This window comes from Clostridium kluyveri DSM 555, from assembly GCF_000016505.1.
Classification (GTDB): Bacteria; Bacillota; Clostridia; order Clostridiales; family Clostridiaceae; genus Clostridium_B; species Clostridium_B kluyveri.
Genome location: NC_009706.1, coordinates 2,251,236 through 2,266,103, shown reverse-complemented (window position 1 = coordinate 2,266,103; position 14,868 = coordinate 2,251,236). Strand labels below are relative to the sequence as shown.

Genomic DNA, 14,868 nt, shown 5'->3' with positions numbered 1-14,868 from the left:
AATGTACCTTTATGATATTATGTAGTAAGTGTTTAGACTAAAGAAGGTGCAATATAAGTGATAGATATTAATTGGAAACCTAACAAAAATTCTTCTAAAGCATTATATAGACAAATTGTAGATTATATAATCAGTGAAATAGCCAGAGGAAACTTTGCCATAGGGACTAAAATTCCTTCTCAAAGAAAACTTGCAGAGATATTTGAGGTAAACAGAAGTACTATAGTTGAAGCTTTGGATGAGCTAAAAAGTAGGGGACTTATTGAAGGCAATAAAGGAGGAGGTACTACAATAATAAATAATACGTGGTCTCTGCTTTCTTCAAAACCAGAATTAAATTGGAAGAATTATATTGAAGGAAGTATTCATAAGCCTAATCTCCGTACCATTCAAATGGTTAATAGATTGGAATACACAGAGAATATAATTAGACTTGGAACAGGAGAACCAGGTCCTGATTTATTTCCCAGGCATATGATGAATAAAGTTTTAAATAGATGTTTAAATAGAATTACTTCTTTAGGTTATCTTGAAGCAAAAGGGTTGTTGGAATTAAGACGGGTAATTAGTGAATATATGAGAAAATATGGAATACAAGTACCGCCGTCTTCCATACTTATTGTTTCTGGAGCACTTCAAGCATTGCAGCTTATATCACTATCCCTTTTACCTCCAGGATCTAAAATATTGGTAGAAGATCCATCCTATTTGAAATCTTTGCACATATTCCAATCTCTTGGAATGAATCTGACCGGTTTGAAAATGGATGGTGAAGGAATTATTCTGGAAGAAATACAAAAAAATGGAGGAAAGAATGCTGATAAAATGTTATACACCATTCCTACCTTTCATAATCCAACAGGAATTGTAATGAGTGAAAATAGGCGTATAAAAATTTTAAAATACTGCGGGGATTTAAGAATTCCCATTGTAGAAGATGATGTCTATAGAGAATTGTGGATAGAAAAATCTCCTCCCATGCCTCTTAAGAGTAGAGATAAAAATGGAAATGTACTGTATCTTGGTAGTATTTCAAAATGTCTTGCGCCCGGCTTTAGGATTGGATGGATTGTAGGCCCTGAAAGTGTAATAGAAAGACTGGCGGATATAAAAATGCAAACTGATTATGGTTCCAGTTCTATATCTCAGATGGTGTTAATGGAGTGGATAAGCAGTGGATTATATGAGGAACATCTTAAAGAGTTCAGGAGAAAACTTAAATTTCGTAGAGATAAAACTATAGAAATTCTAAAGGATAACTTTAAAGACATAGCTTCATGGAATATTCCCCAAGGTGGATTTTACATATGGCTTAAATTAAACTCCAATATATCTATAAATAAATTATTCCAAGAATCAATAAAAGAAAAAATTCTTATTAATCCTGGAAGCATGTATAGCTTTTCTAATAATCAAAATCTGAGAATATCTTATTCTTATGCTTTAATGGATCAAATGGAAATGGGACTTAAAAAACTATCCCATATAATTAGAAAATTGGAAAAAGAACAAAATAGTTGTTAAATCAAGTGATTTTAAGATTTAACAACTATCTTTGTGTGTTTGGTTGGCATAAGTTTTATTTTCTTGGATGGAGATAACAGATGCTATTACTATTATAATTTGTAATATGTCTCTTTTAAGACACTAAAAAATCAATTCAACAAGGGGAAGATAATTATGATGAAATATTTAATACAAGGATTTATACTTGGAATTAGCTATGTGGCACCTATAGGAATGCAAAATTTATACGTGATAAATACAGCTGTGGCTATGGATAAAAGAAGAGCTTATGAAACAGCATTTATTACTATATTTTTTGACATAACCTTATCTGTTGCAAGTTTTTTTGGAATAGGTATACTTATAGATAATTTTTATTTTTTAAAGCTGTTGATTTTTCTTTTAGGAACTATTGTTGTTATCTATATAGGAATATTACTTATTAAGTCCAAGCCTCAACTGTCAAAGGATAATATAAATGTAGACATGCCCTTATGTAAATTGGTGGCGGCCTGCTTTACAGTAACCTGGCTTAATCCTCAGGCTATAATAGATGGCTCACTGCTGCTGGGGGGCTTTAGGGCATCCATGCCTTTATATGCCTGTAAATTTTTTATTACCGGAGTATGCCTGGCATCTTTTATATGGTTTATTTTTCTTGCCACAGTTTTTTCGATTTTTAAAAATAATCTCAATGAAAATATACTTGGGAAAATAAGTATAATTTGCGGCAGTGTGGTTATTTTTTATGGAGTAAAATTAGGACACAATTTTTTAAAACTTATATTTTATTCATAAATTATATTTAGATAAACAACTGCATATTTGAATTAACGGCATCTTTTAAATAATCTTTTGCTTCGATTATTTCGACTTCAGGAAGAAGTTCCTCCTTTTTAAATCCCATAATTTCTACTGAAAGTTTACAACCATAAAATTTTACTCCTTTTTTTATGGCTCCTTTTAAAAAAGCTGTGATGCTTGGAGTATCTTCTTCTTTCATCATGGCCTTAAGCATTTCCTTCCCTATGCCGCTAAAATTCATTTTAGATAATGGCAGTTCTTCAATGCCATTTGGCGTCATCATGGAAAACATTTTTTCATAAACAGTTTTATTTTCACAAGGAGGGGCTTTAGGATCACGTACCAGGAGAAGTCCCCAAAAACCAAAAAATATTGATACATCTATGTCTATTTCTCTGGCAGCATTGGCTATAATCAGTCCCGCAAGAGCTTTGTCATAATCTCCGCTAAATATAAGTAGATTTAATTTTTTGTTCAAATGAAACACCCCTTAATTTTATAAAATATAGTAATTTACACATCATATAAAGTTAGTTTGAGTTTTATGAAAAATTTTATTCAAAAATTAATTTATGTAACTGTCTTATTGGTTATATATTGCATAATATTTAATTTTCTAATATTATTATAGAAAAGTGTAAATATTATTTATGGAGGTGATTCTTTGAGCTTAAAAGGATTTTATTTACTGCCCCATCCCCCCATTGTAATTCCAGAGATAGGAAAAGGGCAGGAGAAAAGGATTGGTAATACCGGTGATGGTTTTAATGTAATAGGAAAAGAGATTGCCAAAAAGGCTCCAGATACCATTATACTTGTGACTCCCCATGGTGTCATGTTTAAAGATGCTATTTCTTTAAGCTATGAAAATAAAATATCAGGGGATTTAAAAAACTTTGGTGCATCAGGCATTTCTATGGAGTTACAAATTAACAAATCCATTACCAGTAAAATATATGAACTTTCATATAAAAATCATATACCTGTTGTAATGGCTACCAATTCTCTTTTAAATAAATATAATACTTCTATTTATTTAGATCATGGAGCTATAGTTCCTCTGTATTTTATTGATAAATACTATAAGGACTATAAACTTGTACACATAACTTATGCACCTTTAGGTGATATTAATCTATATAAATTTGGCATGTATATAAATAAAGCAGTAGAAGAGTCAGGAGAAGAAGTTGTATTTATAGCAAGTGGAGACTTATCCCATAAATTAAAAGAAGAAGGACCTTATGGGTACAGTCCTTTTGGAGAAAAATTTGATATGGAGTTTCTTGAAAATTTAAAAGATGGATATGTGAAGGATATTTTTAATATGGATAGGGAGAATATAGCTAATGCAGCAGAGTGTGGGAGAAATTCTGTTTTAACCTTACTGGGAGCTTTAGATAAGAGTAAATTTAATGGGGAACTTTTAAGTTATGAGGGAACTTTTGGAGTGGGTTATGGAGTGATGAGGTTTAATGTGTTATCAAAGGATACCTCAAAATTAAAGCAATTAGAATTACTTCAAAGTCATGCCCTGGAAAAGAGAAAAGAGGAAAGCAATCCCTATGTAAGACTTGCAAGAGAAAGTGTTGAATTTTATTTAAATAAGGGAAGAGTGCTTAAAAAAATTCCGGATTATATAACAGATGAAATGATAAATGTTAAAAGAGGAGTATTTGTGTCCTTAAAAAAATATGGAGATTTAAGAGGATGTATAGGTACAATATTCCCTGCTGCAGATAATGTGGCAGAAGAAATTATACGTAATGCTGTTGAAGCGGCCTTCAATGATCCAAGATTTTATGAAGTGGAAAAAGAGGAACTTTTAGATATTGTGTTTTCAGTGGATATTTTAACAGAACCTGAACCCTCTTGTAAGGAAGAATTGGATCCGGAGCAATATGGTGTCATTGTGAGAAAAGGGAGAAAAACGGGACTTTTGCTTCCTAATTTAGAAGGGGTAGATACAGTGGAAAAACAGCTTTTAATTGCTCTGGAAAAGGCAGGTATAAAACCTGATGAAGAATATAAAATAGAAAGGTTTAAAGTGGTTCGTTATAAAGAACATTGAGAAGAAGGGTGATGCTATGAAGGTGGAAGCTTTATTTTATGAAAAATTTAAAGATAGGGTTCACTGTTTTTTATGTCCACACAATTGTGTAATTGAAGAGGGGGGATTTGGAAAGTGTAATGTGAGAATACATGAAAGAGGAAAACTTTTTACTATAAATTATGGAGAAATTACCTCTGGGGCACTGGAGCCTATAGAGAAAAAGCCTCTTCATTACTTTAAACCGCACAGCTATATTTTTTCAGTAGGGAGCTTTGGATGTAATTTCACCTGTGATTTTTGTCAAAATTATACTATATCCCAGTTCAGAGCTAAGAGTGAGTTTATATCTAAAAAAGATTTAATGGAAACTGCAGTGAAATTAAAGAATAATATAGGCATAGCTTTCACTTATAATGAACCTGCAATATGGTATGAATATGTATATGATTGTGCCAGACTATTAAAAGAAAAAAAGCCCCATTTGAAAGTAGTACTTGTTACTAATGGCTATATAAACGAGGAACCTTTAGATAAACTTCTTCATTATATAGATGCCATGAATATTGATCTAAAAAGTTTTAATGATAGGTATTATAAAAATCTCTGCGGGGGAAGTCTAAAGCCGGTACTAAAAACTATTGAAAAAGCCGCAGGAGTTTGCCATGTTGAAATTACCACACTTTTGGTAAGTGAAAAAAATGATGATTTAAAGGAAGTGGAAAGTATTTCAAAGTTCTTAAGCTCTATAGATAATAATATTCCTCTGCATCTTTCAAGATATTTTCCAAGGTATAAATTTAAAAATCCTCCTACGGATATAAACTTCATGAAAGAAGCAGAAGCAGTGGGAAGAAAATATTTAAATAGAGTAGTTTTAGGAAACATATATTAAGATATTACAATTTGAAATACTTCTATCTATTGTAACCACCTGCTTCTTTTCATTTCATAGTAAAGGATCATCTTAAGGCAAAGCTGTTCTTGATATTTATTAATGTTCTAATAATTCTATGGAAATAGGAAACCTCTTATACATATATTTAAGTATTATAATTTTAACAATATAAAGTAATATTCCTATGGGAAGCCATATTAATCCATAATGAATTCCTTGTTGTATATATGGAAGTAAAAATTCCATATTATTTGTTCCTTTTAAACTTATGGATCTTAAAGGATCTGCTGTATATATAATAGGCCATAGGACTTTAACAATATGACTAAATCCGCCAGGCATCATATATCCGGGCCAGGTATAACCTGCAGTAAGAAATGTTGGAACAGACAAACACATGGAGAATCTGGTGAAGTATGAAACCTTATTGAAAATTATAGACAATATAAAGGATACTGCAGTAAGATTTGTAATAAATATGGTTATCAATTTAAAATAATTTACTATAGTTCCTCTAAGAGGCATACTAAAATATTTTCCAGCACAATATAAACTGATGGCAAATCCTATGTAAGCACATAATATACATAAAAAAATTCTCAAGCAGATAACTGCCACCTTTTTTAATCCTTTTTTTGAACGAAGTTTAACTTTTATTATATTGGATTTCTCCACAATTAAAATAGGTGTTATTACAGCTAAATAACATTGTTGAACTACCACTGCTATAAGACCATAAATTAAATACTTACCATAACACATCTGTGGATCATATAGTATACGCTCAACAAAAGATAAAGAACTAATTGATTGCTGGGCTACATAAGGCATCATGTTGTTATTTTGTAGAACATTGAGCTGAATTTTTGCATTTAAAGTATTTAATATGGCACTGCCATAGGATAATGCATTATTTCCTATAACTATATTGGTCTCATCCACTAACAGTATAGTTTTTGGAGCCTTCATTTCCGATACATCCCTGCCAAAATTCTTTGGTATTATAATAGCTGCTTGAATTTTTCCGGATTTTAATTTTTCATTGATATTATCATAGGATTGAGCGTAGTAATCAACTTTAAAACCTGCATGATCTTGAAATTGTGTTGTAATAGTTCGGGAAGTGGAGGAATTATCTAAATCTAAAATACCAAGAGGTATTTGTTCAACAAACACTTTGCTAAATACTGAACAGAAAAGACAGGTGAAAAAAATAGGTGTTATTATAATGATTCCAATATTCTTTATTTTTTCTGCTGTAACTTTAATAGATTCTCCTTTAATCATACCTTTACCACCTCTCCAGTATTTTGGGTGTTATTTTCATTGTCTTTAGTATTGGTAATTACTTTTTTGATTGTTTTCTTTATGTAGAATACTCCCAAAGAAAATAACCACATATAAAGTATAAACTTCATAAACCAAATTATTTCTGGAGTGATATATTTCATTTCTATGCCTAAAAGGAATAGTCTTCTCATAGGATCTGCATAATGCACGAAGGGAAGGATATTTGATAAATCCTGAAAAAATTTGGGCATTGCAAGTAGTGGAAAAGTATATCCTCCAAGTACACTTGTAGGCAGCACTGTTACTGCACTAATTTGTATTGAAAGCAACTCTTGTGTTATGATAAGCCTTACCAAAACGCCATAACTTGCTATTGCAACAGAGAATAATGTGGTTAGTATAATAACTTCTTTAGATGTCCCTCTAAAGGGCACTCCAAAATATTTCACTTGTATCCATAAGGTTAGCAGGATGGAAGCTGCACCTGCCAAGCCTGCTAAAATAGATTTAATCCATATAGGTAAATAGTATTTTTCTTTTTTTGGAATAACTGCTCCAAGCATTACAATACACACTTGAGCAATAGAAATCAGCATTCCTATATTTAAAAAGTTACTGTAATTTCTAGCAGGGTTATTTAAAATTCTATAGTTAAAATACATGGGCATTATATAATTTCTGGATACCTCTGGCATTATTCCAAGCTTTCCCTGCATAGTTTGCTGTATGTACGCCGTTTTTATAGATAAAAGTATTTCATCCATTCTGGATTTAGCAGCACTGGTAATTGACATTTGTGAACCATCATAAAATACAAGAACTTTAGGGGCATTTCCTTCTGTTAAATCTTTTGAAAAAGATTGAGGAATAATAACACCCACTGAGGCTTTACCATTTTCTATTGAAGTCTTAACATCATAATCATTTTCACCATAATTATTTACATTAAATATTTCATTATATTTTATTTCTTTAACAAGCATCTGGCTGTAGGAAGAATTATCATGATCGACAATTATGGTTGGAATATTTTTGATTTCACCTTCATGCATTTCATTTCCTAGAATGAAACTACTGGCAATAGGAATTACAAATATAAAGAAAATAAAGATGAAAACTTGTTTTAATTTTAAACTTGTTTTTATAAAATTCAATATTTTACCCTTCATAATGAGTCAATCACTTCACTTTCCAAAATCAACAAAGGCTGTCATACCTTGATAAAGGGTTTTGTTTACAGATGTCAATTCAACCTTAACCCCATAAGATAATACATCAAAATCTCCGTTGTCATTTGTAGCTCTTTTAACTGCAAAATCCGGTTTTTCATTTATTCTTACTACCTTACCTTTAAATTTTTGTTTAGGATAACTTGAAAGTTTTACTGAAACGGTTTGATTTAATTTTACCTTTGAAAGGTCTGTTTCCTTTACATTGCATTCAATCCATGGAGTAGTTGTATTTGTTATTACAAGGAGGGGCATACCTGTGGACACCAGTTCACCAACTTCTACATTTCTTTGATTTATAATTCCATCTGCCGGTGCTGTAATTGTAGTATCTGTTATATAACTTTGTACTTCACTTTTTCCACCCTGGGCTTGTTTAATTTGAGCCTGATATGCTTGTATTGTTGCATCTGCCTGGCTTACCTGTGCCTGTAATGCTGCTATATCTTCAGTTCTTGCTCCATCTTTAACAATATTATATTGATTTTCTGCTACATTCATAGATGTTTCAGCTTTATCTAAATTTTCTTTGGTTGTATATCCCTGTTGAAATAATGTATTTATTCTGTCATATGTAGCTTTAGCTAAATCGTATTGGGATTTGGCGGAAGCAATTTCATCTGGTCTTGCTCCATTTTGAGCCTGTGAAAGTTTAGCCTGAGCTGCTTCTTTTGCTGCCTGGGCTGCTTTCATTTGTCCGGTGGCCGCTTCAATTTCAGCTTGGGATTGGGCTTCCTTTGCAACCAATGAACTATTGTCTATAGTTATTAAAACTTGTCCACTTTTTACACTGTCTCCTTCATCTGCCTTTATAGCTGTTATTTTTCCTGCAACTTTAGAGTTTATATTTACTTCCTTGGTTTCTATATTTCCCTGAACGATTAAATTAGAATTGCTTTTTTGTGTTAAATCATCTCCAGTTAATGCAGCTATATTACCGCATCCTGTAAAAAAACTTATTATTATAACTAGGAATGTGAAAACTAAGCCTCCTTTTTTCATAGAAAAAACCTCCTAAATGAGAATTATAAGTCGCGACCATTCGGTCAGCATAGTAGATTATACCATTACACCCTTTACATTGTCAATACTAGAAAACTTTTTCATAAATGTTATAATTGATATTGAAGAGATTACATAATTGGATATATTTTACTTAAGTTTTATCAATTATAAAATTATAAAATTAGGAGTGGTAAACTTGCCTAGTAAAACCTTTTTTAATTTGCCAGAAGAAAGGCAGGAAGAAATTATACAGGTAGCTATTAAAGAATTTGCAAATCAGGATTTTGAGTCATCTTCCTTAAATAGAATTATAAATGAATTAAAAATTGCTAAAGGAAGTTTCTACAGGTATTTTAATAATAAAACGGATTTGTATATATTTCTTATTGATTATACCTTAAACAAGCAGCTGACTTATGTAACTGATTTTAACCCGGAAGAAGAGCAATTAGATGCAATAACTCTTTCAAAGAAAATTGTACTTCATGTACTACAATTTGATTTTATGTATTACAATTATGCCAGCTTTCTTTTCTATGCCCGTAAAAGCAGTCAATTTAAGTCATATTTAATCATGAATCGAAAAGAATTTATAGATATGTTAGATATACTGCAAGACAAAAAGCTAATACGTATGGATTTGGATAAAAACATTATGATATTTTATATATTTAGAAATATGGTACTGCTTAGGGATTTTATTATAGAAAAACTTAATATACCAGAAACAGAATTTTCTAAAGGATATGCTGCATATAAAAAGTATGAAAAGTCTATAGATGAAATTACAGAAGAATACTGTGATTTGTTGATAAACGGTATAAAACAAAGGTGAATTATATACAATATGAGATAATTGTGCATCGTGAATTATTAATATGGTATAATATTCTCTAGCAAAGGAAGGTGAAAGAGGATGAAGATACTAGCTTATAGTTATAGGGCTGATGAAACCGTGTATTTTCAAGAATTCAGTAAAAAGTATAAAGTTGAAGTGGTGTTATGTGATGATGCTCCCAATATGGAGAATGCAGAACTGGCCAGAGGGTTTCAATGTGTAAGCATAGTTACTACCCCTGTTTCAGGAGAACTTGTAGAAAAATTTCATGAAATGGGGGTAAAGTTTATATCTACAAGAACTATTGGATATGATCATATAGATATTGAAAAGGCCAGACAATTGGATATGCATGTAGGAAATGTAACCTATTCTCCAAGCAGTGTAGCAGATCACACAGTCATGGTAATTTTAATGACAATACGGAAGATGAAAGTTATTATGCAATGTACAAGTGTGCAGGATTATTCCTTAAAAGGTGTACAGGGGAGAGAACTTCATAATTTAACTGTGGGTGTTATTGGTACGGGGAAAATTGGACAAAGGGTAATTAAAAATTTAAGTGGATTTGGATGTAAAATAATAGCCCATAGTTCCCATGAGAATGAAGATGTGAAAAAATATGCTGACTATGTATCTCTGGAAGAACTTTTAAAAAGCAGCAATATCATTACATTACATATTCCTGCCAGAAAAAATAATTATCACATCATTGATAAAAATTCTATAGATATGATGAAAGAGGGGGTATTCATTATTAATACAGCCAGAGGCTCCCTTATTAATACAGAGGACTTAATAGAAGGCATTGAAAAGAAAAAAATTGCAGGGGCGGCTTTAGATGTTATCGAACACGAATCAGATTTATATTACAATGATCTAAAGTGTGAAATATTAAATAATAGGCAGTTGGCAATTTTAAAATCCTATCCTAATGTAATTATTACACCCCATACGGCCTTTTATACGGATCAATCCGTAAGCGATATGGTAGAAAACTCCATTTTAAGTTGTACCTTATTTATGGAAGGGGAACAAAATCCCTGGCAAGTTATATAAGGAGGATGCAACCTCCTTTAATTTTAATACTTAGAAAATAAAAAACAGCAAAATTAACTGCCGCTATGTTGAATTTCTATTTAAGTGTGTTATAATAAAATATATCAAAACACACAATTATACCATAATATTATCTTATCATATTATGAATCATATGTCAAGTATTTTGTTTTATTTTTTAAGGAGTGATAATTATGAACCTACCCGAAATGTTTAGTTCTATTAATGATGTTGAAAAATCAAAGGGCATCACTGAAATCTTAAAGTTAAATGAACATCTTAAAAAACGCAATCTTTTTCTTAAAGAATGGGATGTAAAAGATATTATAGAAACAAGAAATATTACTTTGAAAGCCCAGGGTAGATTGGAACTTGATATGGATATTTTAAAATATATTGTAAGAGAGCTTGCATATTCTCCTTATATAAATCAACACAATCTGGTTGAAAATATTAATGATATATATGAAATATTCCATTATATAAAAAATCACACATCAGATTTTTTAGGAGATGAAGAAATATTTAAAGCTGTAATATTTCTTTTTAACAAGGTTTATAATGGTTCCACGGAACTTATGAAAGGAAAGGGTATTGAAAGAATTGTAAATAATTTTAGAAATGGCAGGGAACTTATCAGTATAGAAGATGAGGAGGGAGATGAGTATTGAAGACTTTGCCCAAGAGTATGGAAGCAGGTGTTCCTTTAATTTTCAAAGAATTAATTATAAGGTATACAAAAGGAAAAAGTAGTTCTATAAAAGAGGACAATGCCCTTAATATTTTAAGTTCTATATACTATTCTATAAATGCCTATATGCAGTGTTATGGAAAAAAAGAGATATGTTCTGATTTAATTTATACAGGAGATGTTAATTTCATATACAAAAAAGGTGTTGAAATTGTTAAAAAATATACTGAAGAGTGCCGAAAGCTTTATAAAAATATAAAACAAAATAAACTCAACATTCCTCTGGAGGTTTATAATGATACAATAGATAATCTAAAAGACTTTTTTGATAATTATGACGAGGTCTTTGGGGCTTATGATATACCCTGCAGTATTGATTACCCACTTACATTTGACAATATGAATTTAACAGGGATTTTTTATATAAAACAGTATATTGAAAAATTAAAAATGGAAACTGATTTTTGTAATTTTTTTAAACAATCCTCCATTAGAAAAATACTCAGGGATTATGGTAGAAAATATAGAATCGATATTATAAAGTCTCCAATCAATGTATTTCAAGTGCTTTTGGAGCAATCTATTTTTGTATTTTTGTGTGGAAACAATGAAATTACTCTTGAAATTTCACCACATGACAGGGAAATAATGAAAAGAAGTTTACTTGAAAAAAATGGAGAGGAACTAAAAAGTATCTTAAAGGAAATCTTTAAAGGGGTAATCGTTAAATTTAATATTAGAGATAAAAAGCTTATAGATTATATAAAAAGGTATGAAAATCCATTTATAATACGATTTTTAAAAGCTTATGATAATGGAAATCTGTCAAATATGATCATTATAGAAAAGGAAAAATCCAGAGAAGATAAAATTGTATTTACAAAAGGCAGCAAAATGAATGATTATGAATTTGCCTCTATTGTAGAGGAGATAATGGAATGTAGCTATGTTAAGGATAAAATTAATATTATAGCTTCAAATTTAAAGTCCCTTGAAGACTACATAGATCTATTGGATTCTGAGTGTCTATTTGGCAGTGAATATATAGAAGTATTTAGCACACTTAATGATATGTCCCTGGCTGTACTTGGGAAAACAGTGTTTTATGATGATTTAAACTGTAATTCTCTGAATTTATCCTATGAAGAATTAATTAAATATAGGCATAATATGGAATCGGAATGGCAAAATTATTTTATTGAATTCTTATTGAGTTTACCAGAGAAAAAGATAAAAAATGTGGAAAATATAATAGTTAAAATAGATTTAAAGGAAAATTTAATTTAAAAATGTATTGACAAAGAAAAAATAATTGCTAAAATAAAATTAGCACTCAAGTATTATAAGTGCTAACAAAAATAAATTTAAACACCTTTAAGGTAAAGGTTATATGAAAACCATAAATAGTATCTATGTAATAATATAGTATGGACGAAAAGTACGTATATTTACATAGATTTTATGTGATCCATGTGTTATTAAAATTTAAAGCCATACATTTTACATATTAAAGAAAGGAAATGATAAAATGACTACAAAACAGTTTAAAGCAGAATCAAAGAGGCTGCTTGATTTAGTTATTAACTCTATCTATACCAATAAAGAGATATTTTTAAGAGAACTTATATCCAATGCCAGTGATGCAATTGATAAAAGTTATTATCGTTCGCTTGTTGATGAAAATGTTAGTTTTAACAAGGAGGATTTTTATATTAGAATTACTGCAGATACGGAAAACAGAACACTTACAATTTTTGATACGGGAATAGGCATGACAGAAGAAGAACTTGAAAATAATCTGGGGACTATTGCAAAAAGTGGTTCTTTTGCCTTTAAGAATGAGAATGAATTGAAAGAAGGAGTAGATATTATAGGTCAATTTGGAGTTGGCTTTTATTCTGCTTTTATGGTATCTGATTTAGTTACGGTAAAAAGCCTTGCCCTTAATTCAGATAAGGCATATAAATGGGAATCAAAGGGAGTAGAAGGGTATACTATTGAAAGCTGTGAAAAAGAAGATGTGGGAACTGAAGTCATACTGAAAATTAAACAGGATACAGAGGATGAAAAGTATGGTGAATTTTTAGACGAATATAAAATAAAATCCTTAATAAAAAAATACTCTGATTTTATAAAATATCCTATTAAAATGATGGTGAAAAAGAGTAAATTGAAAGAAGGCAGCGACAAGGATTATGAAGACTATTTTGAAGATGAAACTTTAAATAGCATGGTGCCTATCTGGAGAAAAAATAAAAACGAACTAAAGCCTGAGGATTATGAGCAGTTTTATATGGATAAACATTTTGGCTATGAAAAACCTCTTAAAACAATTCATGCCAGTGTAGAAGGAGTAACAAGCTATAATACTTTGCTTTTTATTCCTGCAAGGACACCTTATGATTTCTATACAAAGGAATTTCAAAAGGGATTAGAACTTTATTCAAATGGTGTGCTGATAATGGAAAAGTGTGCTGATTTATTACCGGATTATTTTGGCTTTGTACAGGGGTTGGTAGATTCTGCGGATCTTTCCCTTAATATTTCAAGAGAACTTTTGCAGCATGACAGACAGCTTAAATTTATTGCTAAGAAAATAAAAGATAAGATTAAAAGTGAACTTTTACTTATGATGAAAAATGATAGGGAAAAATACAATGAATTTTATGAAAACTTTGGAAGACAGCTTAAATATGGGGTGTATTCTGATTTTGGAATGAATAAAGATGTACTTAAAGAACTGCTTATGTTCTATTCTTCCACAGAGAAAAAGCTTGTAAGTCTTGATGAATATATATCTCGCATGAAAGATGAGCAGAAATTCATATATTATGCATCAGGAGAAAGTATAGAAAAAATTGATAAACTGCCTCAAACTGAATTGGTTAAAGATAAGGGTTTTGAAATATTATATTTTACTGATGATGTAGATGAATTTGCCATTAAAATACTTGTAAAATACAACGAAAAAGAATTTAAATCTGTCTCCAGCAAGGATTTGGGATTTGAATCAGACAATAAGGAAAGTGATAAGGAAACAGAAGATAATAAAGAGTTATTTGATTTTATGAAGGAAGTTTTAAAGGATAAGGTGAAGGAAGTAAAGGCATCCAAACGTTTGAAAACCCATCCTGTTTGTCTTGCAAGCAGTGGCGAACTTTCGATTGAGATGGAAAAAGTACTTAATATGATGCCAGAAAGTCAAAATATTAAAGCGGATAAAATTCTTGAGATAAATACAAACCATGAAATGTTCAATGCTGTTAAACAGGCATTTACAGAGGATAAAGACAAATTAAAAATGATTTCCAATGTGCTTTATAACCAGGCATTATTAATTGAGGGGCTCTCTGTAGATGATCCTGTACAGTTTGCAAATGATGTGTGTTCTTTAATTAGATAAAGATTTAAATAATATAAAAAAGAGAGAATCTTGAAATATAGGTTCTCTTTTTGCCTGTAATTTGCTTTATAGTTATTATTGTATTTATTAATTTT

The 14,868-nt window shown here is 30.5% G+C and carries 13 protein-coding genes; 9 read left to right on the top strand and 4 right to left on the bottom strand.

The window, feature by feature from the left end:
• Window positions 1-57 precede the first annotated feature (57 nt).
• Window positions 58-1,524 (top strand): aminotransferase-like domain-containing protein, encoded by a 1,467-nt coding sequence (locus CKL_RS10900; RefSeq protein WP_012102564.1) that lies wholly within the window; start codon window positions 58-60, stop codon window positions 1,522-1,524.
• A 156-nt stretch (window positions 1,525-1,680) separates the two neighbouring features.
• Window positions 1,681-2,304, top strand: coding sequence for a LysE/ArgO family amino acid transporter (locus CKL_RS10895; protein WP_012102563.1), 624 nt, complete (start codon window positions 1,681-1,683; stop codon window positions 2,302-2,304).
• A 7-nt stretch (window positions 2,305-2,311) separates the two neighbouring features.
• Here the strand turns inward: CKL_RS10895 and CKL_RS10890 are convergent, their stop codons facing one another.
• Window positions 2,312-2,788: a DsrE/DsrF/DrsH-like family protein gene (locus CKL_RS10890; protein WP_012102562.1), complete on the bottom strand. Its 477-nt coding sequence runs from the start codon at window positions 2,786-2,788 to the stop codon at window positions 2,312-2,314.
• 186 nt (window positions 2,789-2,974) lie between these two features.
• On the opposite strand from CKL_RS10890, the gene amrA reads away from it, so the two are divergent.
• The gene (amrA, locus tag CKL_RS10885) at window positions 2,975-4,381 is read left to right on the top strand and encodes an AmmeMemoRadiSam system protein A (protein ID WP_012102561.1); all 1,407 of its coding nucleotides are present in this window, start codon (window positions 2,975-2,977) and stop codon (window positions 4,379-4,381) included.
• 16 nt (window positions 4,382-4,397) lie between these two features.
• Window positions 4,398-5,255 carry an AmmeMemoRadiSam system radical SAM enzyme gene (gene amrS / locus CKL_RS10880; RefSeq protein WP_012102560.1) on the top strand — a complete coding sequence of 286 codons (858 nt, stop codon included), beginning with the start codon at window positions 4,398-4,400 and terminating at the stop codon, window positions 5,253-5,255.
• 99 nt (window positions 5,256-5,354) lie between these two features.
• Here amrS and CKL_RS10875 read toward each other — a convergent pair whose 3' ends face one another.
• The 3 genes from CKL_RS10875 to CKL_RS10865 are packed head-to-tail and all read right to left on the bottom strand — an operon-like array spanning window position 5,355 to window position 8,779.
• On the bottom strand, window positions 5,355-6,545 hold the full coding sequence (locus tag CKL_RS10875; protein WP_012102559.1) for an ABC transporter permease: 1,191 nt from the start codon (window positions 6,543-6,545) through the stop codon (window positions 5,355-5,357).
• Window positions 6,542-7,717 (bottom strand): ABC transporter permease, encoded by a 1,176-nt coding sequence (locus tag CKL_RS10870; RefSeq protein ID WP_012620599.1) that lies wholly within the window; start codon window positions 7,715-7,717, stop codon window positions 6,542-6,544. Before CKL_RS10870 ends, CKL_RS10875 begins: the two co-directional genes overlap by 4 nt.
• Window positions 7,718-7,732: 15 nt before the next feature.
• On the bottom strand, window positions 7,733-8,779 hold the full coding sequence (locus tag CKL_RS10865) for an HlyD family secretion protein (protein ID WP_012102557.1): 1,047 nt from the start codon (window positions 8,777-8,779) through the stop codon (window positions 7,733-7,735).
• Between the two features lie 190 nt (window positions 8,780-8,969).
• Here CKL_RS10865 and CKL_RS10860 point away from each other — a divergent pair, with 190 nt between their 5' ends.
• From CKL_RS10860 to htpG, 5 genes are all read left to right on the top strand, one after another.
• Entirely contained in the window at window positions 8,970-9,617 is a 648-nt protein-coding gene (locus CKL_RS10860) for a TetR/AcrR family transcriptional regulator (protein ID WP_423200917.1), read from the top strand.
• 81 nt (window positions 9,618-9,698) lie between these two features.
• Window positions 9,699-10,679, top strand: coding sequence for a D-isomer specific 2-hydroxyacid dehydrogenase family protein (locus tag CKL_RS10855; RefSeq protein WP_012102555.1), 981 nt, complete (start codon window positions 9,699-9,701; stop codon window positions 10,677-10,679).
• 194 nt (window positions 10,680-10,873) lie between these two features.
• Window positions 10,874-11,350, top strand: coding sequence for a DUF6323 family protein (locus CKL_RS10850; protein ID WP_012102554.1), 477 nt, complete (start codon window positions 10,874-10,876; stop codon window positions 11,348-11,350).
• The gene (locus CKL_RS10845) at window positions 11,347-12,657 is read left to right on the top strand and encodes a DUF6179 domain-containing protein (RefSeq protein WP_012102553.1); all 1,311 of its coding nucleotides are present in this window, start codon (window positions 11,347-11,349) and stop codon (window positions 12,655-12,657) included. The genes CKL_RS10850 and CKL_RS10845 overlap by 4 nt, the downstream gene beginning before the upstream one ends.
• A gap of 241 nt (window positions 12,658-12,898) precedes the next feature.
• Window positions 12,899-14,773: a molecular chaperone HtpG gene (htpG, locus tag CKL_RS10840; RefSeq protein WP_012102552.1), complete on the top strand. Its 1,875-nt coding sequence runs from the start codon at window positions 12,899-12,901 to the stop codon at window positions 14,771-14,773.
• Window positions 14,774-14,868 lie beyond the last annotated feature (95 nt).